The organism is Dietzia psychralcaliphila, assembly GCF_003096095.1.
In the GTDB taxonomy this organism is placed as follows: Bacteria; Actinomycetota; Actinomycetes; order Mycobacteriales; family Mycobacteriaceae; genus Dietzia; species Dietzia psychralcaliphila.
On record NZ_CP015453.1, the window covers coordinates 3854190 to 3878247 of the forward strand.

At 69.6% G+C, this 24058-nt stretch carries 22 protein-coding genes; 9 read left to right on the plus strand and 13 right to left on the minus strand.

Annotated elements, in window-relative coordinates; translation table 11 throughout:
* The first annotated feature begins 6 nt into the window (after positions 1-6).
* The gene (locus A6048_RS17895) at positions 7-1377 is read left to right on the plus strand and encodes an MFS transporter (protein WP_107747154.1); all 1371 of its coding nucleotides are present in this window, start codon (positions 7-9) and stop codon (positions 1375-1377) included.
* Here A6048_RS17895 and A6048_RS18365 read toward each other — a convergent pair.
* The 4 genes from A6048_RS18365 to A6048_RS17920 form a co-directional block, all read right to left on the minus strand.
* A complete protein-coding gene (locus A6048_RS18365) occupies positions 1342-2490 on the minus strand; it encodes a hypothetical protein (RefSeq protein ID WP_162533933.1) in 1149 nt (382 codons plus the stop codon). The genes A6048_RS17895 and A6048_RS18365 overlap by 36 nt on opposite strands.
* Before the next feature lie 108 nt (positions 2491-2598).
* A complete protein-coding gene (locus A6048_RS17910) occupies positions 2599-3879 on the minus strand; it encodes a glycosyltransferase 87 family protein (protein WP_107747155.1) in 1281 nt (426 codons plus the stop codon).
* A complete protein-coding gene (locus tag A6048_RS17915; protein WP_107747156.1) occupies positions 3876-5429 on the minus strand; it encodes a CCA tRNA nucleotidyltransferase in 1554 nt (517 codons plus the stop codon). Before A6048_RS17915 ends, A6048_RS17910 begins: the two co-directional genes overlap by 4 nt.
* A 70-nt stretch (positions 5430-5499) precedes the next feature.
* The gene (locus A6048_RS17920) at positions 5500-5832 is read right to left on the minus strand and encodes a putative quinol monooxygenase (RefSeq protein ID WP_107747157.1); all 333 of its coding nucleotides are present in this window, start codon (positions 5830-5832) and stop codon (positions 5500-5502) included.
* Positions 5833-5941: 109 nt separating this feature from the next.
* Here A6048_RS17920 and A6048_RS18845 point away from each other — a divergent pair, with 109 nt between their 5' ends.
* The 8 genes from A6048_RS18845 (at position 5942) to A6048_RS17960 (ending at position 17050) form a co-directional block, all read left to right on the plus strand.
* The gene (locus A6048_RS18845) at positions 5942-7282 is read left to right on the plus strand and encodes an NUDIX hydrolase (protein ID WP_107747158.1); all 1341 of its coding nucleotides are present in this window, start codon (positions 5942-5944) and stop codon (positions 7280-7282) included.
* Positions 7279-9885, plus strand: coding sequence for a hypothetical protein (locus A6048_RS17930; protein ID WP_107747159.1), 2607 nt, complete (start codon positions 7279-7281; stop codon positions 9883-9885). The genes A6048_RS18845 and A6048_RS17930 overlap by 4 nt, the downstream gene beginning before the upstream one ends.
* A gap of 83 nt (positions 9886-9968) precedes the next feature.
* Entirely contained in the window at positions 9969-11717 is a 1749-nt protein-coding gene (gene murJ / locus A6048_RS17935) for a murein biosynthesis integral membrane protein MurJ (RefSeq protein WP_235027425.1), read from the plus strand.
* 98 nt (positions 11718-11815) lie between these two features.
* Positions 11816-13564 carry a protein kinase family protein gene (locus tag A6048_RS17940; protein WP_107747161.1) on the plus strand — a complete coding sequence of 583 codons (1749 nt, stop codon included), beginning with the start codon at positions 11816-11818 and terminating at the stop codon, positions 13562-13564.
* 131 nt (positions 13565-13695) lie between these two features.
* Positions 13696-14322, plus strand: a complete 627-nt coding sequence (gene sigM, locus A6048_RS17945) for an RNA polymerase sigma factor SigM (RefSeq protein WP_327495226.1) — start codon at positions 13696-13698, stop codon at positions 14320-14322.
* Positions 14323-14430: 108 nt separating this feature from the next.
* The gene (gene trxB / locus A6048_RS17950) at positions 14431-15363 is read left to right on the plus strand and encodes a thioredoxin-disulfide reductase (protein ID WP_107747162.1); all 933 of its coding nucleotides are present in this window, start codon (positions 14431-14433) and stop codon (positions 15361-15363) included.
* Positions 15364-15424: 61 nt separating this feature from the next.
* Positions 15425-15766: a thioredoxin gene (gene trxA / locus A6048_RS17955; RefSeq protein ID WP_107747163.1), complete on the plus strand. Its 342-nt coding sequence runs from the start codon at positions 15425-15427 to the stop codon at positions 15764-15766.
* Between the two features lie 93 nt (positions 15767-15859).
* Positions 15860-17050, plus strand: coding sequence for an N-acetylmuramoyl-L-alanine amidase (locus A6048_RS17960; protein WP_107747164.1), 1191 nt, complete (start codon positions 15860-15862; stop codon positions 17048-17050).
* On the opposite strand, the gene A6048_RS17965 is transcribed toward A6048_RS17960, so the two are convergent.
* The 9 genes from A6048_RS17965 to rpmH form a co-directional block, all read right to left on the minus strand.
* The gene (locus tag A6048_RS17965; RefSeq protein ID WP_107747165.1) at positions 17038-17736 is read right to left on the minus strand and encodes a hypothetical protein; all 699 of its coding nucleotides are present in this window, start codon (positions 17734-17736) and stop codon (positions 17038-17040) included. The two genes, A6048_RS17960 and A6048_RS17965, sit on opposite strands and share 13 nt — an antisense overlap.
* Entirely contained in the window at positions 17733-18893 is a 1161-nt protein-coding gene (locus tag A6048_RS17970) for a ParB/RepB/Spo0J family partition protein (RefSeq protein WP_107747166.1), read from the minus strand. The genes A6048_RS17965 and A6048_RS17970 overlap by 4 nt, the downstream gene beginning before the upstream one ends.
* Positions 18890-19813 (minus strand): ParA family protein, encoded by a 924-nt coding sequence (locus A6048_RS17975; RefSeq protein WP_107747167.1) that lies wholly within the window; start codon positions 19811-19813, stop codon positions 18890-18892. Before A6048_RS17975 ends, A6048_RS17970 begins: the two co-directional genes overlap by 4 nt.
* A gap of 109 nt (positions 19814-19922) precedes the next feature.
* Positions 19923-20702 carry a 16S rRNA (guanine(527)-N(7))-methyltransferase RsmG gene (rsmG, locus tag A6048_RS17980; protein ID WP_107747168.1) on the minus strand — a complete coding sequence of 260 codons (780 nt, stop codon included), beginning with the start codon at positions 20700-20702 and terminating at the stop codon, positions 19923-19925.
* 188 nt (positions 20703-20890) lie between these two features.
* Positions 20891-21379 carry a Jag family protein gene (locus A6048_RS17985; RefSeq protein ID WP_107747169.1) on the minus strand — a complete coding sequence of 163 codons (489 nt, stop codon included), beginning with the start codon at positions 21377-21379 and terminating at the stop codon, positions 20891-20893.
* Positions 21380-21508: 129 nt separating this feature from the next.
* Entirely contained in the window at positions 21509-22702 is a 1194-nt protein-coding gene (gene yidC / locus A6048_RS17990; RefSeq protein WP_107747170.1) for a membrane protein insertase YidC, read from the minus strand.
* A 13-nt stretch (positions 22703-22715) separates the two neighbouring features.
* Positions 22716-23015: a membrane protein insertion efficiency factor YidD gene (yidD, locus tag A6048_RS17995; RefSeq protein WP_107747171.1), complete on the minus strand. Its 300-nt coding sequence runs from the start codon at positions 23013-23015 to the stop codon at positions 22716-22718.
* Positions 23012-23377: a ribonuclease P protein component gene (gene rnpA / locus A6048_RS18000; protein ID WP_107747172.1), complete on the minus strand. Its 366-nt coding sequence runs from the start codon at positions 23375-23377 to the stop codon at positions 23012-23014. The genes yidD and rnpA overlap by 4 nt, the downstream gene beginning before the upstream one ends.
* A gap of 18 nt (positions 23378-23395) precedes the next feature.
* Positions 23396-23539 (minus strand): 50S ribosomal protein L34, encoded by a 144-nt coding sequence (gene rpmH, locus A6048_RS18005; RefSeq protein ID WP_007629603.1) that lies wholly within the window; start codon positions 23537-23539, stop codon positions 23396-23398.
* Between the last annotated feature and the right edge of the window lie 519 nt (positions 23540-24058).

A 24058-nucleotide genomic window follows, 5' to 3' on the forward strand; every position in this document is an offset into this window, starting at 1 on the left:
GCTCATGTGACCTTCCTGTCCGCCGAACCGGCCGACCCGACCCGCGGACGCCTCACCTCCGCGTTGCGCGAGTCCGACGGCCTCGGTCGACTGTCCACCGCGCGTCTGGCGGCACTGCTCAGCGAGGGGATCCACCAGGCCGCGCTCGCCGGGATCGTGCTGTTCAGCCCGGAGGCCGCCACGACCCCGGCGGCCATCGTGGGCGGATTCGCCGTGATGCTGTTGCCGTACTCGATCGTCGGCCCGTTCGCCGCCGCCGCCCTGGACCGTTGGGACAGGCGCGTCGTGATCGCGGTGGCCGCGCTGGTCAGGACGGTGGCGATCATCGCCACGATCGTGTTGATCGCTGCCGGCGCCGTGCGTTCGGGGGCGGGCCTGGCCGTCCTGTTCGGGTTGTCCCTGGTCGCGATCGGACTCGGTCGGCTCATCAACACCGGAATGACCGCGGCCATGCCCCGGGTGGTGCCCGACCGCATCCTCGCGGCCACCAACTCGGTCCTGGTCACGGTGGGATCGGTGGTGACGGCGGTCGGTGCCGTCGCGGCGTTCGCGGTGCTGGCGGTGCTCGGCGCCGGAGACGCCGCCGTCTCGTGGACACTCGTGCCCGCCGCGGTCACCGCCGTCCTGGGGGTGTGGGCCATCCTCGCCCTTCCCCCACGACACCTCGGGCCCGACGACGACGAGGTCGACACCGATCCCGGAACGGGCGTGACCCGGGATGCCGTGAGGCTGTTCGCCGGGGGTCTGGCCGAGGGCGTGCGGGCCGCCCGCTCCACGGCCCTGGTCTGGGTCGCGCTGGCCGGTGTCACCCTGGGCCGGGCCGCGTTCGGCATCACCACCATGCTCGCGGTCCTGCTGCTGCGCGACGTGGAGTCCGACGGGGGAGCCGGCCCGGTGGTGGCCGGGATGGGCGGGTTCGGCCTGCTCTCCGCCGCCGTCGCCGCCGGGATGGGCCTTGCCGCCGTGGTCACCCCGTGGGCCATCGCGCGCACCCGCCGGATCCTGGTCGTGGCGGCCGGCGCCGCGGTGTCCGCGGCAGCCCAGTTGGCGGTGGGCCCGACCCTCGACCCCACCGCGTTGGTCGCGGGCGCCCTCGCGCTGGGGCTGGGGGCGCAGGTGGTCAAGCTGGTCGCCGACAACGCCATGCAGACCGATGTCCCCGACGCCCGCCGCGGTGGAGTGTTCGCCCTGCAGGACGCCCTGTTCAACTCAGCGTTCGTCGTGGGGATGGTCGCAGTGCTGCCGTTCGTCCCCGCCGACGGCCGGTCCGTCCCGCTGATGCTCGTCCCGGTGGTCTTGTATGCCGCCGCAGCCGTGATCGCGGTGTCTGTGAGCCTGCGATCAGGACCCGAATCCCAGCGATCCGGCGGCCACTGAACCGCCACCGACTGACCCGGCCCCGACAGACCCACCGCCGACAGACCCCGCACCCACCGAACCGGTTCCAACGGAACCCACCCCAGAACCCACTCCAGCAGAGCCAACACCAGCAGAGCCAACACCAGCGGAGCCCGCTCCGACCGAACCTCCGCCGACAGATCCGGCACCCACCGAACCTGCACCGATCGAACCTGCGCCCACCGAACCTGCACCGACCGAACCGGCGGCCGCAGACCCGGCCGCCGCGGATCCCACGCCCAGCGCGCTGGCGTCGATGGCGCCCACGTCGAGCGACCCGTGGGGGAGCGCCACGTCGAGGTGGCCGTCACCGTTCGCGTCCGCGACGGACAGCAGCCCGCTCCCCGTGTCCACTGTGAGCGAACCGTCGACCTCCACGACCGGGGGCGCGGGCTCGGGGGCCGTCCCGCCCTGCACGGGACCCGGCGGCCCGGGCTCGGGCTCGGGCTCGGGAGCCGGAACATGGTCGACGGGCGCGGGAGCCGGTGACGGTGCGGGCGCCGGTTCGACGACCGGGGGAGCCGTCCACCTCGCCCATTCCGACTCCAGCGAACCGTGATCGAGGGTCCCGACGGCATCCGCGAGCAGAGCACCCCAGTCCGGGAGCTCACCGAGCGACCCCGCCCCGGCCGTCACCGCGCCGTCCACGAGCGCACCCGCGCCCGCGGCACCTGCCAGCAACGACCCCGCCGCCAGGGAACCCCCACCGACAGAACCGCCTCCAACCGAGCCCCCACCCACGGAGCCACCACCGACGGAACCACCAGCAACAGAGCCCCCGCCGACAGAACCCGCGCCGAGCGAACCCGCGCCCACGGAGCCGGCCGCCAGAGCACCGGCCCCACCTGCGAAGACATTCCACACGCCGCGTCCGTCCCCGTCCGAGTAGACCTCCTGGACCGCGGTACCCACGTCGGTCACCACGCGGTCGGCGACCCCGTCGAGGTCCGAGTCCCACAGTGCGTCGTCGGCGTGCCCGTCGCCGTCGAAGTCCAGCCACAGCGCGTCCGCGGCACCGGTTCCCAGGGTGAGTTCGGGCGCACCCTGCCATTGCGTCGGCTCACCGACGCCGTCTCCGAAGAAGTAGTCCATGCCCGCAATGGTGTCGCGGACGCCACGGCCCGGACCAGTCCCGGTGAGCGATCTGTGGACAACGGATCCGCTCTCCACAGATCCGCGAGAAGCCCTTGACGGGCCCGCTCAGCGGGAACGGCTGCGGACGAGAAGCACCGGCTTCTCCGGGTCCCCGTCCAGGTCAGACCTGCCGAGCCGTGCGGCGCGGACTCCCACCATGACGAGGAAGACGAGCGCCCACAGCAGGTAGGCGTCTCCCACCAGGTGCTCGATCGGCCCCCATCCGAGCTCGCGGCCCTGGTCGTGGGGGAACCACCACTGCGGTGTGGTCAGGAAGATCACGATGCCGGTGCCGGCCATGATGAGCCAGCCCCGCTCGTCGTCGTCGCCCCTCCCGGAGGCACGTGCCGCCCACACCAACGTGAGCACGACGGCCGGCACCGCCCACACCCAATGGTGTCCCCAGGACACCGGCGAGCAGAACAGCGCGACAAATCCCACCGTGACCGCGGCGGCGACCTCGTGACCGAAGCGCAACAGCCGCCACGCCACCCAGGCGATACCCAGCCCCACCAGAGCAGACACCACAAACCACACCACCGATGCCGCCGTGTCCTCGAAGCCGAGGCGGTGGACGAGCCCGTTGACCGACTGATTGGACGAGAAGGACAACTCACCGATACGGGCGGGATCCCGGATGGCGAACGTCCAGTAGCGGGCGGAATCACTCGGGGCCAGCACATGCCCGATCCCGGTGAAAGCCAGCGCGGCGACGACCGCCGTGCCGAGTCCCCGCCAGTCGCGACGCAGCGCGAAGTACAGCAGGAACACCGCCGGGGTGAGCTTAATCGCCATCGCCAACCCGGTGAGCGTCCCACCCCACCAGCGTCCACGGCCGCGGATCACGTCCACCAGCACCAGGGCCATCAGGAACACGTTGACCTGCCCGAAGCCGAGCGTCTCACGCACCGGGCCGAACCACAGCGCCACGGCCATCACCGCGAGCGTGATCCACCACAGCTCGCCGGCCGGGCGGTCGCACGTGCGCGTGAGGACCAGCTGCACCACGTACGCCAGGACCGCGATGGTGGCCACCGTGACGATCGTGGACGCCACCGCCAACGGCACCAGCGTGAACAGCGAGAAGATCTGCGCGGACAGCGGGGGATAGGTGAAGGGCAGGCTGTCACCCCGCATGAGCTGGGGGAGCTGGCCGTAGATCTCTCCCCCGTCGCGGAAGACCTGCCCGCCGACCCGGTAGACGTCCAGATCGATGCGGTACGGGGGGATCTGCTGCAGGCCCGGGAGACCGACCGTGTGGAGCACCGTGCCGACCAGAGCCAGCACGGCGGCGACGATCCGGCCGGCGGTCGAGGCGAGGTAGCGGTCGACCGCGTGGCCGATCACGCCGGATCGCCGTTCTGCGGTCGGTCGTTCTGCTGGTGGTCGTTCTGCGGACCGCCATTCTGCTCGGCCCACCATCGGACGAGTTCGGCCTCGGCCTCGTCGCGGTCCAGCGGGCCGCGGTCCAGGCGCAGCTCCTTGAGGAACGCCCAGGCGCGACCGACGTCGGGACCCGGCGCCAGACCCAGCAACGTCATGATCTCGTTGCCGTCGAGATCCGGCCGGACCCGCGCCAGGTCCTCCTTCTCCTCGATCTCGGCGATGCGGTGCTCCAGCGAGTCGTAGCTGGCCTGGAGTTTGGCCGCGCGGCGCTTGTTCCGGGTCGTGCAGTCCGCCCGGACCAAGCGGTGGAGACGAGGGAGCAGGTCGCCCGCGTCAGAGACGTACCGGCGCACGGCCGAATCGGACCACTGCCCCTCGCCGTAGCCGTGGAAGCGCAGGTGGAGGAACACCAGACCCGAGACGTCCTCGATCATCTGCTTCGAGTACTTGAGCGCACGCATCCGCTTGCGCACCATCTTGGCGCCCACCACCTCGTGGTGGTGGAACGTCACACCGCCGCCGGGTTTGGCCGCGCGCGTGGCCGGCTTGCCCACGTCGTGCAACAGTGCCGCCCAGCGGAGAACCAGATCCGGCCCCGCCGGTTCGAGGTCGATGGCCTGCTTGAGCACGGTGAGCGAATGCCAGTACACGTCCTTGTGCTGCAGGTGCTCGTCGCGCTCCAGCTTCATGCCCGGGACCTCGGGCAGCACGCGGTCGGCCAGTCCGGCCTCGCACAGCATGTTGATGCCGTCGATCGGGTAGTCGCCCAGGATGGTCTTGTCGAGCTCGGCGCGGACCCGCTCGACCGTGATCCTGTCGATCTCGGCGGTCATCTCCGTCATGGCCCGGAACACCCGCGGCGCGAGGGAGAAGCCCAGCTGGGAGACGAACCGGCAGGCCCGCAGCATGCGCAGCGGGTCGTCGGCGAACGACTGCTCCGGTGCGGCCGGGGTGTCCAGGAGCCCCACCAGCAGCGCGTCCATACCGTCGAGCGGGTCGCAGAACTCATGACGTCCGTCGGGGTGCAGCCGCACCGCCATGGCGTTGACCGTGAAATCGCGGCGGATCAGGTCGCCCTCGAGGGTGTCGCCGAAGACCACCTCGGGGTTGCGGGACACCCCGTCGTAGGAGTCCGCCCGGTACGTGGTGACCTCGATCTGCTGCTCGATCCCGGCGGCGTCGTACGTGACGGCCGACAGGGTGCCGAACTCGATCCCGGTGTCCCACACCGTGTCCGCGTAGTTCTCCAGGATTCCGCGGACCGTGTCGGGTCGGGCGTCGGTGGTGAAGTCCAGGTCCGTACCGAGCCGGCCGAGGAGGGCGTCGCGCACGCTGCCACCCACCAGGTAGAGCTCGTGGCCGGCGTCGCCGAATGCCGCCGCGAGCGGGGCCAGCAGGTCCGCGTGGTCGTTGAGCGTGGTCTGGGCGCCCGCCAGGAGACGCACCCGCCGCGCCTCGAACTCGGCCGGGTCGGGCGGGGTACCCGGCCCGTCCTGCAGTCCCGAGAACACCGCAGCGTCGTGTCGGTCCGATGAGGCGCGCGGGTCTGGGTGCGGATTTCGGGCTGTCACAGCGGAGACCTTACCGAGTCGGTCCCGCCTCCTTGGACCACAGCGGCTCCACGGCCTCGACCTCAGGTGGACCGGTCAACAGGTCACCCGACTCCTCCAGGTACGCCAGGTACGCGGGGTTGCCCAGGAATGCCTGGGCCGCGGAGGCGTCGCGGTACTGCTGGAACACCACCAGGACATCGGGGTCGGCGTGGGACGCGCAGAACATGTACGCCCGGTGCCCGTCGTTCGCCTGCACCGCCTCCGGCATGTGTCTGCGCCACACCTCGACCAGCTCGTCCCGCCGCCCCGGCTTGGCCCGGTGACGGAGGACCAGGGCGTGGCCTGCGGATCCTGAGCTCATGCTGTGGACTCTAGCCGTGGCCCGCCCGCCACCACATGCCCTGAGCGTATCCGCGGGCGGCACGCCGACGATTTACGGAACACGCAACACCGGCCGGTAGCATCAATGGGTGTCCGAAGCCGAACGCCCCGTCGAACCGCGCGCTAACCCGCCGCGGCGGCGTCGCGCGCGCCGGCCCGCCGGATCCGGGGCCCATACTTCCAATCCCGCTGGTCAGAGTAGCGAGCGGGGCACCGGGCAGAGCTCTGACGGGCAGCGGGCCGCGCAGGGGCAGAAGAAGACCCAGGGCGGCAAGAGCCAGCACTCCGGCAAGTCCGGCCAACCGGGCAAATCCGGTCAGTCCGGTCAACCGACGCAGTCCGGTCACCCGGGTCAGTCCGGTCCGTCCGCGCAGTCCGGGGACGGCCAGGCCCGCCAGGGTCGCCGCCGCCGCCGTGGCGGCCGGGGCAGACGAGGCGGCCAGGGCAGGGCTCCCGAGGCCCAGCGGAAGGACCCGGGTTCGGACGACGGGGCTCCCACACAGTCCACACAGACGGTCAGGTCGGGTGACGGCACGGCCGGCGCCACCTCGGCCCGCCAGTCCCCGCGCCATCCACGCAACCAGAACCGGCCCAGGTCCGGGCCCGGCCAGTCCGCGACCGCCAACACCACCCGCGCCGCCTCACCGGCCAAGTCCGGGGCGAAGAACCCCGCCAAGTCCGGCTCCAAGCCGGGCGGGAAGCCCGGCGCGAAGGGCACCGGCACCAAGAACCCCCGGGGTGGTCGGGGGGGAGGGCGGCACCCGCGGAACGGTCAGCGCCTGCGGACGGTGCTCGAGACCTCCGCGGGCGGCCTGGTCGTGCGTGGGCTGGAGCAGGCGGCCGCCGCGGGATCGGAACCCGATCTGTCCCGTCTGGAGGTCGCGCTGATCGGTCGCCTCGACCGGCGTAACCGCATGCTGTGGTCGATGCCCAAGGGCCATATCGAACCGGGCGAGACCGTGGAGGAGACCGCCCGCCGCGAGGTGCTCGAGGAGACGGGCGTCGACGGGACGGTGCTCGCCCCGCTCGGCACCATCGACTACTGGTTCGTCGCCGAGGGCCGCAGGATCCACAAGACCGTCCACCACCACCTCATCCGGTACGACCACGGCGACCTGTGCGACGAGGACCCGGAGATCACCGAGGTCGCGTGGGTGGCCTTCGACCATCTCCCCAGGCGGCTCGCCTATCCGGACGAACGGAGGCTGGTGGAGGCCGCCCGGTCACTCCTGCCCGACCTCGCGCGCGCCGAACTGGCGGGGGAGTCCCCCGTGCCGCAGAGCTCACAGGTGGTCGACCCGTCCCGGCGCTCGGGCGGCCCCGAACCGGTCCGGCGATCCGCTGACGGGGCGCGGGAGAGCGGTCCCCGACGGGAACCCGCGCGCGGGGACGCACCGCGCGGGGACGATCCGGAGGAGTCACGGCCGTGAACCGGCGGCCGGGTGGGCGGCTCGTCCGGGCGGTCGTCCCGGTGGCGCTGTGCGCGGCACTGGCATCGGCCCCGGTGTGGGGTGTCCAGCCGGTCCGCGCCGTCACCCCGGAGCAGGCGATCGACGCGGGTTACATCCCGAACCCGGCACCCGCCCTCGCCCGGATCACCATCGACGAGATCACGCCCCGGGTCCTCGACGGGGCAGGGGCCGGGGGACAGCTGGCCGTCGGCACCGAGGCGGGGGTCCCCACCGTCACCGTGTCGGGCACGATCAGCAACGTCGGCGACGTGTCACTGGAATCGGTGGACGTCCGTCTCCAGCGTGGCCCCCGCGCAGCCGACGCGGAGTCGGTGCGCGAGCCACTGGTGTGGTCGGAGCCCTCCTTCCCCGTCCAGGGGGAGTTCCTCAGGGCGGCGGAGACCCTCGCCCCCGGGGAGTCGGTGCCCTACCGGGTCTCGATGCCCGCGCGGGAGGTACCCGGCAACCCGGGCCCGGACCTGCAGCTCACCGAGCCGGGCGTCTACCCGCTACTGGTCAACGTCAACGGCACCCCGGAGGGCGGGTCGCCGGCGCGTCTCGACGACGCCCGCACCCTGCTCCCCGTCCTGGAGGCACCACCTCCCGCGCCGCTCCCGGGCGTCGACGACGACGAGGTGGGCGCCAGCACGTCGGCGGGCGTGCCGGGCCCGACACCCGTACCGCTGACCATGCTCTGGCCCCTGGCCGCCGCGCCCTCACGAATCGCCCTCGTACCCGGCGAGGCCGGCCCCGAACCGGTGGTGGCACTGACCGACAGATCGCTGCTCGGCGACCTCTCGGAGGAGGGACGACTCACCGGTCTGGTCCGGGCTGCGTCCGCCGCCTTCGACGGACCCGGGGGTGAGGAGCTGCGCCGGGCGACGTGCATCGCGGTGGATCCCGATCTCCTCGGAACGGTGGCCGAGCTCGCGGACGGTCGGCCGGTCGTGATCGACGACGGGAGCGGTGCCCGCGATCCGGGTGACGGGGATCGGGCCGACGACGGGGCAACACCGACACCCGTCGACGAGGCCGTGGTCGCGGACGCCTCCCGATGGTTGGACCAGCTCCGCGCTCTGGCCGAGGGTTCCTGCGTGGTGACCCTGCCGGCCGCGCAGGCCGATCTCGACACGGTGTCCACCATCGGTGACACCACCCTGACCTCGGCGGCGCTCGATCGCTCCGACTCGGTGGAGCGGATCCTCGACGTGGCCCCGGTCCCCGATGTGCTCGTCCCCGCCTCGGGCACGCTGGCGCCCGCGACCGCGCAGGCGCTGGCCGGTTCCGGGGACACGGCGATCGTCGCCACCCCGTCCACCCGCACCGACACCGGAGTGGTCCCGACGAGCGGGATGGTCGGGCTCGCCGGCACGGACGGCGGGCGGGCGCTCACCTACTCGGCCACGGTGGGGACCGCCCTCGCCGCGACCGGTGAGTTCCCGGAGAACCCCCGCTACTCGGACCCGGACACCCGGTATTGGCTCGCCGCCGATTCCCCGGTCGCGCGCCTCCAGGACGCCCGGGCGGCCCTGCTGGCCCCGGTGATCGACGCCGCCGACGCCGCGGCCACTGCCGCAGCCACCGCCCCGACCGGTGCGCAGCAGCCGGGTCCGGCCCGGAGCGACACCTCCGACACCGCTGACACCACCGACACCGTCGCCGAGCAGGGGGTCCTCGCGGTTCCGCCGCAGGTCTGGGGCGTCGATGAGGAGGCCGCGGGCTCGTTGCTCGAGACGCTCGGTGACCAGCTCTCCGCCGGCCGCATGCGGGCGGTTCCACTCACGGAGTTGCTGACCGGGCCCGTCACGGTTCCCGAGGGGAGCCTGGCAGACGATCCCACCGGTGCGGTCGACCCCGGGACGGCCGACCCGTTCGCGGACGACCCCGGGGGGGACACCGTCCGTCGACTGACGGGGGCACTCCGGGGGACCGGCACCCTCCGGTCTCTGGTGGACACCTCCGACCCGACCTCAGCGGGGGCGGCCGCACACCTCGACCCGTTGGTGGGTGACGCCCTGCGGGTGCTCTCGGTAACTGGTCGACGGGCCGGCGGTGACGGTCTCACCCTCGAATCCGGGACCGGTGCGGCCGCCCGGGAGCGCAGCGCCACCCGGCTGGCGCGACTCGGGGAGACGGTGTCCGCGTCGCTCGCGCGCGTCGACCTCCTGACCCCGGGGAGCGTGTTCACCATGGCCAGTCCCAACAGCCCCCTCATGCTGGTGATCCGCAACGCCCTACCGTTCCCGGTGCGCGTCGACGTGACGGTCACCGCACCCGAGGACATCACGGTCGATCCGGTCGGCCTCATCCAGATCCCGGCCGCCGGTTCCCGAACCCTCCAGGTCCCCACACAGTCCGACTCCGAGGGCGGGGTCCGTCACACCGTGACCTTCGCTCTCCACGGACCGGACGGGACCCGACTGTCCGCCCCGGTCGAACTCTCGGTCCAGTCCGGTGGGTATCCCGTCGCGCAGGGCTTCGCGATCGCGGCGGCCGCCCTCGCCCTCATCCTGGGAGGTCGCCGGTACCTGCGCTACCGTCGGGGCATCCTCGACCCCGCGGACGAAGGGCACCGACCTTGAACGACGAGCAGGGTTCCCCCGAACCCGAGCTGCGTAGACCGGATCCCGGGTTGCGGGGCCGCCGGCGCGAACCCGGGAGCTGCGTGTCGCCACGCCCCGTCTCGCCGCCGCCGGTCGCCGACTCGTTCGCGCCCGACTCGCTACCCGTCGACCCGGTGGTCCCGATCCGTCCGGGCCCGGTGACCCGGGGAGGGGGGACCGGCACCACCACCCGCGATTCCTCCGACGCCTCGGTGATGCGGTCGACGGGGTCGATGGCCGTGGCCAACCTCGCCAGCCGGATCACCGGTTTCGTCCGGATGATCCTCATCCTCACCATTCTCGGCCCCGCCGTGGCCTCGGCGTTCAACACCGCCAACACGCTGCCCAACATGATCACCGAGCTCGTCCTGGGTTCGGTACTCACCGCCATGTTCATGCCCCTGCTGGCCAGGGCCGCGCAGGAGGACCCGGACGGGGGGGTGTCGTTCATCCGACGCCTGCTCACGGCGACCGCGCTGTTGGCGCTGGTCGCGACGGTGGTGGCCGTGGCTTGTGCGCCCCTTCTCACCGAGCTCAACCTCGGGGACGGGGAGGTCAACACGGACCTGGCCACGGCCTTCGCCTTCCTGCTGCTGCCGCAGATCTTCTTCTACGGCGTCTTCTCGGTCATGCTCGCCGTGCTCAACTACAACGGGATCTTCCGGCCCGGGGCGTGGGCCCCGGTGTGGAACAACCTGGTGGCCATCGCAACCCTCGCGCTGTTCGCCGTGGTCGGGAGCGGCATCGACCCGGCGGCTCCGGTCAACCTGCTCAGCGCCCCGATCCTGTTGCTCGGCGTGGGCACGACCCTCGGTGTGGTGGTCCAGGCCGCGGTCCTCCTGCCCGCGCTGCGCCGCGCCGGCGTGGTCCTGCGCCCCCAGTGGGGCCTGGACCCCCGGATCCGTCAGTTCGGGGGCAACGCCCTCGCCGGGCTGGCCTACGTGTTCATCTCACAGGTCGGTCTGGTCATGACCAACCGCATCGGATCCGCCGCGGACGAGGCGGCCATCGCCATCTACGGCACGTACTGGCTGCTTCTCCAGGTGCCCTACGGGATCATCGGGGTCACGCTGCTGACGGCCATCAATCCGCGGTTGGCCGACAACGGCGTCGCCGGGCGGACGGACGCGGTCGTGCGGGACATCTCGCTGGGCACCCGACTGTCCCTGTTCGGCCTGCTTCCGATCATCGCCTTCATGACCGCGTTCGGCCCGACGATCGCGACCGGACTGTTCCGCTACGGCAACTTCGACGCCCAGAACGCCGACATCCTCGGTCTCACCCTGGCCTTCGGTGCGTTCACCCTGATCCCGTACGCGGTGGTCCTGCTCCAGCAGCGGGTGTTCTACGCGCGCGAGGACTACTGGACCCCGACCATCATGATCCTCGCGATCACCGTCGTCCGCGTGGTCCTGTCGCTCCTCGTCCCGCTGGTCGCGGACGAACGATCGCACGTCGTGATCGGTCTCGCGCTGGCCAACGGGATCGGCTGGGTCGTGGGCGCGGTGGCCGGGTACATCCTGCTGCGCCGCAGGCTCGGTTCCCTGCGCGGACGCGAGACCGCGAAGTCGGCGGTCTGGACTCTCGGCGCCTCGGTCGTCGGAGCGCTCGTCGCCCTCGCCGTGGACAACGTCCTGCCCCTGGACGTGCTGACCGACGCAGTCGGCAGCATCGGCTACGTGTTCCGGGCCGGGCTCGCCGCGGTCATCACCCTCGTCGTCACCGGGGTGATCCTGTCGCGGTCACGCCTGCCGGAGCTGGACGCTGTCGCGCCCGTCATCCGCGGCCTCGTGGGACGTCTGAGGCGATAGTCGTGTCCCGGGACGGGGGGTCCGTACACTCAGGAGATCAGGGGCGGTCCGGCCGGCTGGACGACCGCGTCATCGAGCGTCATCGAGGAGGTCGACGGGTGGGCGATGGCAACGGAGCTCCGGCACAGGGCACCCCGTGGACGCCTCCGCGACTGACCGTCGGAGGACTGGTCTCGGGCGGGCGGTACGAACTCCTCGAACCACACGGCGGCGTCGCCGGGCAGGCCTTCTGGCGGGCCCGGGACAAGCGTCTCGGTCGCGAGGTCGCCCTGACCTTCGTGGACCCGCTACCCGGTGAACAACCCCCCGGATCCGCGACCGGTGTCCTCGACCGCACCGTGGCACTGACCCGTGTGTACGCCGACGGCCTCGCCCGCGTCCTGGACGTCATCCGCGGCCGCGCAGGCGGCATCGTGGTGAGCGAATGGGTCCCCGGGCGCAGCCTCGCCGCGGCCGTCGGTGACCCCGATCCCGACTCGGCCGTGGCCGCGATGTGGGGTCTCGCCGACGCCGCCGCCCGCGCGGCCGACCACGGCCTGATCCTGGGGTTGGATTCCCCGGACCGGATCCGCGTCACCGAGGACGGGCGCGCCCTGTTGGCGTTCCCCGGAGTCGGAGGAGACGCCGACACCCGAAGTGACGTCCGCGGACTCGGGGTGGTCCTCTACACCCTGCTCACGGGAAAGTGGCCCGGACCGCTACCCGAGGGGTCGGACCTCCACGAGCCGCTGGACGGACGCCCCGAGGGCGCCCCGGTGGACGACGACGAGGCCCCACTCGACCCGACCGTCATCGGGACCGGGGTCCCACCCGACTCCGCCGTGCTCGCCATGCGGTCGCTCGACGGGACGTCGGTGAGCTCGGCCGCCACGGTCCGGGCGATGATCGACGAGCGGGTCGGCGGACCGGTCCACGCGTCCTCCCGCTCCGGTTCCTCCACAGCACGGTCCTCCACAGCACAATTCCCTGCCGCCCAGTTCTCCACAGCCCAGTTCTCCACAGCGCCGTTCTCCACAGCGCCGTCCCCCGCTCACCCGGGGTCCACGCCCGGTCTCCACCGCGACGGGCGGGAGCCCGTGACGCCGCCGGCGTCACACACCGAACCGCACGCGGCGTCGTCCGACCAGCCGTACACCCGGACGGACGAGCAGCCGGACGAGCAGACCCTGAGGCGACGCTGGCAGATCATGGCCGGGACCAGCGCCGCGGCGGTGGTGGTGATCGCGCTGTTGTCCGCCTGGCTGCTCGGCGCACTCGCCGGCGGCGGCGACGAGACCCCGTTGTCACAACAACTCGACGCGATCGAGCGCGCCGCCCAGGCCAGCCGCTCCGCAGCGACCCCCGAGCCCGAGGCGGCCGAGACCGAGCCCACCCGAGAGGCACCGTCCACGCCCGTCACGGTCTCGGACGTCACCTCCTGGCAGCCCACCGGGTCGCCGGGCGTGGCCGAGAACTCCTCGAGCGCACCCGATGTCGTCGACGGGGACCGGTCGACCTCGTGGTCCACCGACACCTACCGCAACCAGTTCGGCGACAGCGGCGCCGCCTACAAACCCGGTGTGGGCCTGATGTTCTCCCTCGACGGCGAGCAGGAGGCCCGCCAGGTCGTGGTCTACTCGGACGACGACGGCGTGGAGTTCGAGGTCCGGGCCGCAGACAGTGCCTCGCCGGATTCGCTCGACGACACCACACTGCTCGGCGAGGGGACCATCCGCGACGGCTCGGGGACCGCGACCATCGACGACCCCGAGGACTCGCGCTACCTGATCATCTGGATCACCCGCCTGGGCGCCTCGGGGCCCGAGGCGTACGACGCGTCGATCACCGAGGTCGAGCTCACCCGGTGATCCCGCCTGGCGTCGGTGTCGGTGTCGGCGTCCTCGGTGTCAGCGTCAACGTCAATGTCGACCAGGGGCCGCCGGTCCGCGCCACGAGGTGACAGCCCCACGGCGGAGCGGGCCGCGTTAACGTCACGGCCGTGAACACCAGTGCCGTCGACGACCGCGACACGGTCATGGGACGCTCCCCGCTCACGTCCGGGTCCCCCCTCACCGCCGGGTCCCCGCTCACGGACGTCGAACTACTCGACGCGCACATCGCCGGCGACCAGGACGCGTTCTCCGCCCTCGTCCGACGCCACTACGACTATCTGTGGCGACTGGCGATCCGCACCTCCTTCAACCGCGACGACGCCGCCGAGGCGCTGCAGGACGCGCTCATCTCGGCGTACCGGAAGGCCGACACCTTCCGCCACGCCTGCCCCGTTCAGGGTTGGCTCTACCGCATCGTGGTCAACGCCTGCCTGGACAAGATGCGGGCCCAGCGCCTGCGCACCCATTCGGAACTCACTCCCAGACTGCACGAGGAGATCTCGCTGCGGGATCACTTCCATCAGGACCCCGCCTACGCCATCATCGTCGCCGAGGCCCTGGCGGAACTGCCCACCGACCAACGCGACGCGGTCGTCGTCGTGGACATGCTGCGCTGCACGGTCGCCGAAGCGTGCCACCTGCTCAACACCCGACCCGGCACCATCAAGAGCCGGTGCTCGCGCGGCCGCGCGAAGCTCAGCGTGCTCCTCGAGGGAGTCACCCTCACCGACTGAGGGAACGACGCGGGGAACAACGCGGACCCGCCGGGTGTTGTCGCCTTAGTAGATCCACAGATCTTTCCGGTCCACATGAACCCACCCGCCAAGGAGCCCGAAGAACCCATGAGCGACACCCTCCACGACGTCATCATCGTCGGATCCGGCCCGGCCGGTTACACGGCCGCCATCTACTCTGCTCGGGCCGAGCTCAAGCCGGTGGTGTTCGAGGGTTCCCAGTTCGGCGGAGCGCTCATGACCACCACAGAGGTCGAGAACTTCCCGGGATTCGCCGAGGGCATGATGGGCCCGGACCTGATGATGCAGATGCGGGAGCAGGCCGAGCGCTTCGGTGCGGACCTCCGCATGGAGGACGTCAGCTCGATGGACCTGGCCGGCGAGGTCAAGATCGTCCGGGTGGGGGAGGAGGAGCACCGCGCCCGCGCGGTGATCCTCGCCATGGGCGCGGCAGCGCGCTATCTCGGCGTCCCCGGAGAGCAGGAGTACCTCGGCCGTGGCGTGAGTTCCTGTGCGACGTGCGACGGATTCTTCTTCCGCGACAAGCCGATCGTCGTGGTGGGCGGCGGTGACTCCGCCATGGAGGAGGCCACCTTCCTCACCAAGTTCGGCTCCTCGGTCACCATCGTGCACCGACGCGAGGAGTTCCGCGCCTCCAAGATCATGCTCGAGCGGGCCAAGGAGAACGAGAAGATCTCGTTCGTCCTCAACACCACGGTCGACCAGGTGCTCTCGGGAGCCAGCGGCTCCGTCGAGCGCCTGAGCCTGCGCAATACGGTCACGGGCGAGACCAGCGAGCTCGAGACCGCCGCGATGTTCGTCGCGATCGGCCACGATCCCCGCTCCGAGCTGGTGCGGGACCAGGTGGAGGTCGACGAGGACGGGTACGTGCTCACCGGTCAGACCACCGCGACCTCGATCCCGGGCGTCTTCGCCTGCGGAGATCTGGTGGACCACCGATACCGGCAGGCCATCACCGCGGCCGGATCCGGTTGCGCCGCCTCGATCGACGCCGAGCGCTGGCTCGCCGAACAGGTCTGACACCCGCCGAACACGCCCGACACCGGACGCTCACCCCCTCTCCCCGAAAGGACCACCCACAATGGCCGTGAACACCCCCAACATCATCGATGTGACCGAGGACGACTTCGCCGAGACCGTCCTCGCGGCCAGCGGCTCCAAGCCCGTCCTGGTGGACTTCTGGGCCACGTGGTGCCGCCCGTGCACCATGATGGCGCCCGTCCTGGACGAGCTCGCCGGGGCGGAGTCCGACAAACTCACCGTTGCCAAGGTCGACGTGGAGGCCAACCAGGAGCTCGCCGCCGAGTACCAGATCACCGCCATCCCGGCGCTGCTGCTGTTCTCTGAGGGCAAGCCGGTCAAGCGCATCACGGGTGCCAAGTCCAAGGCCGCTCTGCGTACCGAGCTAGACGACGTTCTCTAGACCCCCCGCCCCACTCGGGTGCGCTCCGGGCACGTCCGCGCCGGAGGCGGTAAGTTCATCCGGGTACCCAGTCGAGTGGAGCGGAGGAGAACCATGGCGTGGCGACGCGGTGACCGTGGACCCGAGGTGGCCTCGATCCGGGCCACCCTCGCGGGCATGGGCCTGCTACACAACATCGATTCCGTCGGGGTCACCGAACCCCAGACCGGGTCCGTTCTGGCTCGTACCGATGCGGTCTTCGACGCCGACCTGGAGACCGCCGTCCTGGCCTTCCAGCAGGCCCGTGGACTGATCTCGGACGGCATCGTGGGTCCCTCGACCCAGGCCGCACTACACGACGCCACCCACGTCCTCGGGACCCGCGATCTCAGCTACATCGTCTCCCGGCCGATGGCCGGGGACGATGTAGCCCAGTTCCAGCGTCGGCTCGGGGAACTCGGCTTCTACGCGGGTCTGGTGGACGGCACCTTCGGTCCCCTCACCCACGTCGCCGCGACCGACTTCCAGAGTGACTGCGGGCTGCCCGCGGACGGCGTGGTGGGCGCCGAGACCCTGGACACGCTCAACCGGTTCTCGACCCTGTTCAAGGGCGGGGACGTCTCCTCCCTCGTGGAGCGGGAGCGCGCACGGACCTCCGGCCCGATGCTCGCCGGGAAGCGGATCGTCCTGGACCCCGGTCCCAGCGGTTCGGAGAACCCGATCCGCATGGACACCCCGCTCGGGACCATTACCGACGCCGAGTTGTTGTGGGACATCACCCGGCGTCTGTCCGAGCGGATGAACCAGGCGGGTGTCGAGGTCTTCCTCTCCCGGCCGGAGGCCATGATCCCCACCGACCCGGAGCGCGCGGAGATCGCCAACGCGTTCAACGCCGATCTCATGATCTCGCTTCGTCTGGACCGGCATCCCAACCCGGTCGGCAACGGCATCGCCACGTTCTACTTCGGCAATTCCCTGGGTGCGGAGTCGATGCTCGGAGAGGCGCTGTCGGGGTTCATCCAGCGCGAGATCATCAGCCGTACCGACCTCCGCGACTGTCGTACCCACGGACGGAGTTGGCCACTCCTCCGGATGACCCGTATGCCGTCCATCCAGATCGTCCTGGGTTACGCCTACAATCCCCGTGATGTGCAGATCCTCGGGGACCGGACCGCGCAGGACACGATCATCGATTCCATCCTCGTGGGGGTGAAGCGTCTCTACCTCTTGGACGAGGACGATCATCCCACCGGTTCGATGTCGGTCAACGAGCTGATCGACTACGAACAGCGTCAGCGGGACTGACTCCCTGCGCTGGGGGTGTCAACCGTGCTGCGGGCCGACGCCCCGGACAACACTCCCAGCTTTCGGGTCGCGAATCCCCGCTCCGCGAAGAGCTGATCGAGCGCCCTCTCCACGTCTGCCTTCCAGAGGTGTTCACTCTCGATATCGAGTCGCAGACGCGGGTGAGTCTCGTGCTCGGCCACCACGGTGAAGCCGTGTTCGATGAGGAAGCCGGTCGTCGCGATGCACGAGTCCGATCCGCACGTGTCACGTGACATTACTTCCCCGGTATGCCCGGACGTCACCCCGAACGCCTCGATAGCCTTGATACCGCGCCTGCGGAGATCCAGCACCACGGCGTCGAGCAAGGACGTGAGCGCTCCGGCGGGCGCGCCGTGCTCGATGCTCATCCCGGCGAGCAGGATGGCGTCCGATCCCACCGGAGATGTCGGGAAGCACGCGGCACGAGGAACCATCCCGGGGGGCGCGTAGAACGCCGCGCCCGTCGAGCGGTCCCCGTATCTGGCGATCTGACCACACACGCCCCATTCCAGGGACACATGGGAGATCCAGGCCTCTTTCTCGAACTCGGGATCTCCCGGCGCAGCCTGCCCGGCCTGACCGTCGGTCTGCCAGTACACGCACTTTCGAGCCCGGGGCCCGAGCTGGTCCACGGCGAAGAGGTCGAGCGGGCGGATCGAGATCATCGTGACGTTCCGGGCGACCCGCCCTCGAGCAGTGTCAGAACCCGCTGCAGGTCTTCCGTGTCGCCCACGTCGATGGTGATCCGACCCTTGCGGCGTCCCATCGTCACGGACACCGAGGTGTCGAATCGATCGGACAACCGTCCCGCGACAGCATCGAGCTCCGGATTCCGTTGACGCCCCTTCGGGGCAGGGGAGGGCTTGGGGGTCGAACCCGCGCCGTCCCGGTTCGCCAGGGTGACGATCTCCTCCGTAGCCCGGACCGACAGACCTTCCGCCACGATCCGGGCGGCGAGCTCGTCCTGCGCGGGCGCCCCGGCCTCGAGTCCCAGAAGCGCCCGGGCATGACCAGCGGACAACACGCCGGCGGCCACCCGCCGTTGGACCGCGGTCGGCAATTGGAGCAGTCGGATGCTGTTGGTGATAGCCGGACGTGATCGACCGATGCGCGCGGCCAGTTCGGACTGCGTCACGTCGAACTCCTCGAGAAGCTGCTGGTACGCCGCCGCCTCTTCGAGTGGATTGAGTTGGACTCGATGGATGTTCTCGAGGAGCGCATCCCGCAGGAGATCCTGGTCCTCGGTCTGACGCACGATCGCCGGGACCGCCGTGAGCTCGGCCCGCTGGCTCGCACGCCAGCGCCGCTCGCCCATGATGAGCTGATACCGGCCATCGGCGATCTCACGAACCACGATCGGTTGGAGGAGGCCGAACTCTTTGACCGAGTGCGCCAGTTCGGCGAGCGCCTCTTCGTCGAAGTGCGTCCGCGGCTGCTTGGGGTTCGGCTCGATTGCCGAGGGGGGGATCTCACGGTAGACCGCGCCGGGATCGACTAGTTCGTCGGTTTCACGTGAAACATCTGCGTGATGCGCACCCGCATCATTCGCAGCCGCATCTTTCACACCTCTCTCGTTCACGCCTCTGTCGTTCACACCAGTGTGACCCTGAACCCGACCGGAATCGCCGGGGGATCCGGTGCCTCCGACCGACGCACTTCCACCGGCGGATCGTGGACGTGGGGGAGTGGTTCTGGGCCCGCCGCCACGTGGACCCAAGATCACGTCCGCGGCATCACTACCCAGGCGTGGTCCCTCATCCGGCCCCGTCGGGATGAGCGCCGCGAGGCCTCGCCCGAGCCCGCCCTTGCGTTGCTGACTCATCGATTCTCCTCCGCGCCGGATGCTGCGCTGCCGGACCCGGCTATCGCCGCGAGCCGGTCTGCCCGGCTATTGAGTTCCTTGGCCGCGTCCAGGTAGGCGAGCGCGCCTCGAGATCCAGCATCGTATTGCAGGATCGTCATGCCGTACCCGGGCGCCTCTGAGACCTTCACACTTCGCGGGATGACCGTACGGAGCACGGTGTCACCAAAGTGAGTGCGGACCTCGCCGGCGACCTGCTCGGCGAGCTTGGTCCGACCGTCGTACATCGTCAGCATGATGGTGGAGATCTCCAGTGACGTGTTGAGATGCTGCTGGATCAGCTCGACGTTCCGAAGCAGCTGTCCGACGCCCTCGAGGGCGTAGTACTCGCACTGGATGGGGATCAACACTTCGCTGGCGGCAACCATCGCATTCACGGTGAGCAGTCCCAGTGAGGGAGGGCAGTCGATCAGAACGTAGTCGATGCCCAGCGACACCAGGTCGTCGCTGTTGATGACCTCAGCGAGCCGGTGCTCTCGATGCTCGAGACCGACCAACTCGATCTCTGAACCTGCAAGATCGATTGTCGCTGGGATACAGAACAGGCGCTCGGCATGAGGGCTGCTCTGCATCAGGTCCTCGACCGCGTGTTCCCACATCAGGAGCTCGTAACTCGACGGAGTACCCTCGCGATGGTCGACCCCCAGAGCGGTGCTCGCATTGCCCTGGGGGTCCATGTCGATCACCAGGACGCCCAGACCGCCGAGCGCCAGGGCCGCTGCCAGGTTGACCGTCGAAGTGGTCTTACCCACCCCGCCCTTCTGGTTGGCGATGGTGATGATTCGGGGATGCGAGGGCCTGGGCAAAGCGGGCGCGCCACCATGGAGTACCTCGTTCGCCTGCCGTGCGGCGGCGAAGATCGGGGTCTCGTCTTCGGACATCCGTCACCTTTCAACTACCTGTTGGAGCAACCCGGTGCATCGTCCTCGATGCCTCCGGCGTCAGTGTTTCACGTGAAACCGACATCGCCGGGTGCGATCCCGACAGACATCAACGATGCCGGGGGCCGCCTGCGCGAGAGCGTGAGCCACGGGTACCCACTCTAGTCGCGAGAGTCGCGATAACCAGCCTCGTCTCCTCCGCATCCGGGGCGGACACGATCTGCACGCATACGTCCTCGAAACCCAGCCTGCGGAGAGCCCGCGCATCCCGGTCAACCTCATCGGCTGCGGAGGCGCCCTTGAGCGCGATCATCCGGCCGCCTGGTCTGAGCAGGGGAGCCGACCAACCGGCGAGCTTGGACAGCGGCGCGACTGCGCGGGATGTCACGACGTCAGCGCCACCGGCTTTCGCGATGACATCCTTCTCCTCTGCTCGGCCTCGGATCACCCGGATATCGAGTTCGAGCGCATCGACCACCTCCTGCAGGAAGGTCGCGCGACGGAGAAGCGGTTCGACCAGAGTCACCGCGAGATCAGGACGAGCCAGAGCCAACGGGACGCCCGGCAGTCCCGCGCCGCTGCCGATGTCCACCACCGTCTCACCATCAGCGAACTCGCCGGCCGCTGCAGCACTGTTGAGAACGTGTCGATCCCAGAGCCGCGGACGCTCGCGTGGGCCCATCAACCCTCGCTCCAGACCAGCGGTCGCAAGGGTCTCCACGTATCTGATCGCGAGGTCCAGGCGATCGCCGAAGACGGACCCCGCGCCACTCGGTGGTACCGGGGTCGCCTCTTCCGGTGACGCAACTTCCGTGTCTGCTACGCGGTGCTCCGGGACCGACTGATCGGCAGCGTCACGTGTCGTTTTGTTTCGCGTGTCCTCGTCCATCTCTCCAACAACCCTTTCCGGGACATACCGTCTCTTGTTTCACGTGAAACATCGGTCGAATCACACCGCTGTAAGTCATGTCGCCAGCGCGACACCTCGATCACACAACCTCGATCACACAACGCAGGGGCGCGAGCTCCATGCCCGCGCCCCTGCACATCTCGCTCGCCTGAAACGGACCGGGTCCGTCAGTCCGGAAGAACGACGACCCTCCGATTGGGCTCGACTCCGGTCGAATCCGAGGACACTCCCTCGATCTCCGCTATCGCGTCGTGGATGACTTTCCGCTCGAAGGGGGTCATCGGCTCCAGCTCCTCGGACTCACCCGACTCGAGAACTCGCTGGGCCGCAACTCTTCCGGCTTCGGTCAACGCCTCACGCTTGGCAGCACGCCACCCCGAGATGTCCAGCATCAGCCGACTACGTTCGCCGAGCTCCTGCTGGACAGCCAACCGGGTCAGCTCCTGGACGGCGTCCAGAACCGCCCCGTCGGAGCCCACCAGACGATCCAGATCCTCACTGCCATCGATGCTCACGATCGCGCGATCGCCCTCAACGTCCAGATCGATATCTCCGTCGAAGTCCAGAATGTCCAAGAGCTGCTCGAGATAGTCTCCGGCCACCTCGCCCTCCTCGACAAGACGCTCCTCCGACACCTCGATGTTCTTCTTCGACATGGATCTGCCTCCGTCATCACCGCCGACCGCCGCGCCCGTGTGGGCCGACGAATACTTCCCCCAAGTATGGGACAAGGTCCCCGATGCCGGAGCATCGGGGACCTTGTCGGTGGTCTCACTGACCAGCGGTCAGCGCTTCCGTTTCTTCTTCTTGCTCTTACTGCTGCCGCCACCGCTCTTCTGAGCCGGCCGCGTGCGTTGACCACCGGGCTGCTGAGGTCTCTGACCCGGCCGGGGTGCGGACCCCGGCGAAGGCGTCGGGACGACCCCCGGCGCGACGACCGCCTCGTCGTCGTCGAGATCCGACGGGCCACCCGCGACCGAATCTTCGGATGCCACCGCGGTACCCGTCGCGACGCCCCGGACCTTCTTCGGCTTGACCGGCTTCACACCGACCTTCGGCGCCAGGGACTTCTGCTCCTCGCGTCGCTTCAGGGCGGCGACGTCGTCCTCCTTGGCCATCTTCTCGAACAGGTAGTACTGCTGGCCGAGGGTCCACAGGTTGTTGGTGACCATGTAGACGAGGATCGCCATGGGCCAGAACGCGCCGGTCACCAGGATACCGATGGGGAAGGCCCACAGCATCAACTGGTTCATGATCTTGGCCTGCGGGTTGGCCGCCGCTTCGGGGGACTGGCGCGACAGCGAGATCCGCGCGTTGAGGTGAGTGGTGACCGCCGAGACGATCATCAGCGGGATGGCGACCAGGATGATGTTCCAGCGCTCGAAGTCCAGCGCGGCACCGGGATCGACGAAGGCCTGGAACTGGTCGATGGGCTGGGAGATGAACGAGGAGAGGGGAGCGCCGAACAACCGGGCGTCGAGGAAGCTCTGCACCTCGTCCGCGTTGAACACGTAGTTGCCGGTGTTCCGCGTCTCCTCCGCCGTCATCCCGAGCGCGCCGAAGTTGTTGCCCATGCGGTTGAACGACCGGAGCACATGGAACAGACCCAGGAAGACCGGGATCTGGATGAACATCGGCAGACAGCCGAGGACCGGGTTGAACCCCTCCGACTTCTGGAGCTTGCGGGTCTCGGTAGCGAGTTTCTCGCGATCGTTCTTGTACCGCTTCTGCAGCTCCTTCATCCGCGGCTGCATCTCTTGCATCTTGCGGGAGAAGCGGATCTGTTTGGCCGCCGGCCAGAACAGCAGGATACGAAGGGTCACCACCAGGAAGATCACGGACAGCGCCCAGATGGCCCCACTGGAGTCGGGCGAGTCCACCCAGGGCAGGAAGCCGCCGAGGAACGCGAAGATCTTGTGCCAGAACCAGAGGATCCCGGAGATCGGGTAATAGACCAGAGGGTCGGTGATGAACGACATCGGTGGTTGAGTCCTAGCTTCGTTCGGAATTGTCGGGATGCTCGTGCGGATGATCCGCGGAGTAGTCGGGGGCGCGGGGCTCGGGGACCGGATCCCAGCCGCCGGGTGTCCAGGGGCCACACCTCAGTAGCCGCCACACGGAGAGCCAGGTCCCGTACCAGGCGCCGTGCACGCGAACGGCCTCGACAGCGTAGCTACTGCAGGTGGGTTCGAAGCGGCAACTCGGTGGGGTCAGTGGTGAGATGCCCTTCTGGTAGAAGTCGAGCATCCACAGAAGGATCCGGGCCACCGGGCCGTGACGGCCCTCGCTCATGACCGTGCCTCGCGGGCGCGCGCCACGGCAGTGGCCAGACCGGTCCTCATGTCGTGCACCAGATCCGCGTGAGCGGCCGACGCCGATGCCGGGTTGGCCCTCACCACCACGAGTAGGTCGGGGTCGAGTTCCGCCACCAGCCCGGACGCGATGTGACGAAGCCGCCGGCTGACGCGGTGGCGAGTCACCGAATCACCGACGGCTTTGCTGACGACCAGGCCGAAACGAGGACCGCCCACGCGGATCTCCGAAGAGTCCACGTGGGCGTGTACGACCATCGTCCGGCGGCCCTTCCTGGCACCCTTCCGGACCACCTCCGCGAAATCAGCGGAACGGTGGAGCCGGTGGGTCCTGGGAAGCACTCGCCACCCCGGCCCGGGTCAGGCCGTCAACGAAGCGCGGCCCTTGCGGCGACGTGCGCCGACGATGCCGCGGCCGGCGCGCGTGCGCATCCGCAGACGGAAGCCGTGCACCTTGGCACGACGACGGTTGTTCGGCTGGAAAGTCCGCTTGCCCTTGGCCATGATTGGCTCCTCACGTGAAGTAGGCGCCGCTCGTGCGCCCGGTCGAGTTCCTGTGTCGTCGAAACACCACTGACGGGCGGTACCACGACGCGCCGCGCACCTCACGGGCGCGCGACAGACTGCTCAAGATTACGCGCACGGAGCCCCCGCCACCAAACCGTGTAATCACATTCGCACCACGGGCACCACCGCGCAGGCCACAGCAACACGCCGGGATCGCGGATGCTTGACATCCGCCCTCCAGTTGATCTTGAGGGTTGCCCACTAGTTCACGGTGTTGTTACGGTCTTTCATCATCGAGCCCCACCCGGGCAGCCTAACGTAATCACGACGCAGCACATCCACCCTTATTGATTGAAGACCGGGCCCGTCACGACGGGAGCGGTCTACCTTCCACAGCTGTGGACAACCATGTGGATACCTCAGTAGACCTGGGTCGGAGCCTGTGGATAGAGTGTGGTGCCCGGCCCCGGCCGGACGCCATGGCCGCCCGGAACCGCTTCACGTCGACGAGAGGAG

Excerpts from the sequence above, each read along its gene's own strand:
- yidD (WP_107747171.1), bottom strand. The coding sequence starts at position 23,015 with ATGAGCGAGGGCCGTCACGGCCCGGTGGCCCGGATCCTTCTGTGGATG.
- A6048_RS17975 (WP_107747167.1), bottom strand. The coding sequence starts at position 19,813 with ATGTCCGAAGACGAGACCCCGATCTTCGCCGCCGCACGGCAGGCGAAC.
- A6048_RS17985 (WP_107747169.1), bottom strand. The coding sequence starts at position 21,379 with ATGTCGAAGAAGAACATCGAGGTGTCGGAGGAGCGTCTTGTCGAGGAG.
- trxB (WP_107747162.1), top strand. The coding sequence starts at position 14,431 with ATGAGCGACACCCTCCACGACGTCATCATCGTCGGATCCGGCCCGGCC.
- A6048_RS17960 (WP_107747164.1), top strand. The coding sequence starts at position 15,860 with ATGGCGTGGCGACGCGGTGACCGTGGACCCGAGGTGGCCTCGATCCGG.
- A6048_RS17970 (WP_107747166.1), bottom strand. The coding sequence starts at position 18,893 with ATGAGTCAGCAACGCAAGGGCGGGCTCGGGCGAGGCCTCGCGGCGCTC.
- yidC (WP_107747170.1), bottom strand. The coding sequence starts at position 22,702 with ATGTCGTTCATCACCGACCCTCTGGTCTATTACCCGATCTCCGGGATC.
- A6048_RS17965 (WP_107747165.1), bottom strand. The coding sequence starts at position 17,736 with ATGATCTCGATCCGCCCGCTCGACCTCTTCGCCGTGGACCAGCTCGGG.
- rsmG (WP_107747168.1), bottom strand. The coding sequence starts at position 20,702 with ATGGACGAGGACACGCGAAACAAAACGACACGTGACGCTGCCGATCAG.
- trxA (WP_107747163.1), top strand. The coding sequence starts at position 15,425 with ATGGCCGTGAACACCCCCAACATCATCGATGTGACCGAGGACGACTTC.
- A6048_RS18365 (WP_162533933.1), bottom strand. The coding sequence starts at position 2,490 with ATGGACTACTTCTTCGGAGACGGCGTCGGTGAGCCGACGCAATGGCAG.
- rpmH (WP_007629603.1), bottom strand. The coding sequence starts at position 23,539 with ATGGCCAAGGGCAAGCGGACTTTCCAGCCGAACAACCGTCGTCGTGCC.
- A6048_RS17920 (WP_107747157.1), bottom strand. The coding sequence starts at position 5,832 with ATGAGCTCAGGATCCGCAGGCCACGCCCTGGTCCTCCGTCACCGGGCC.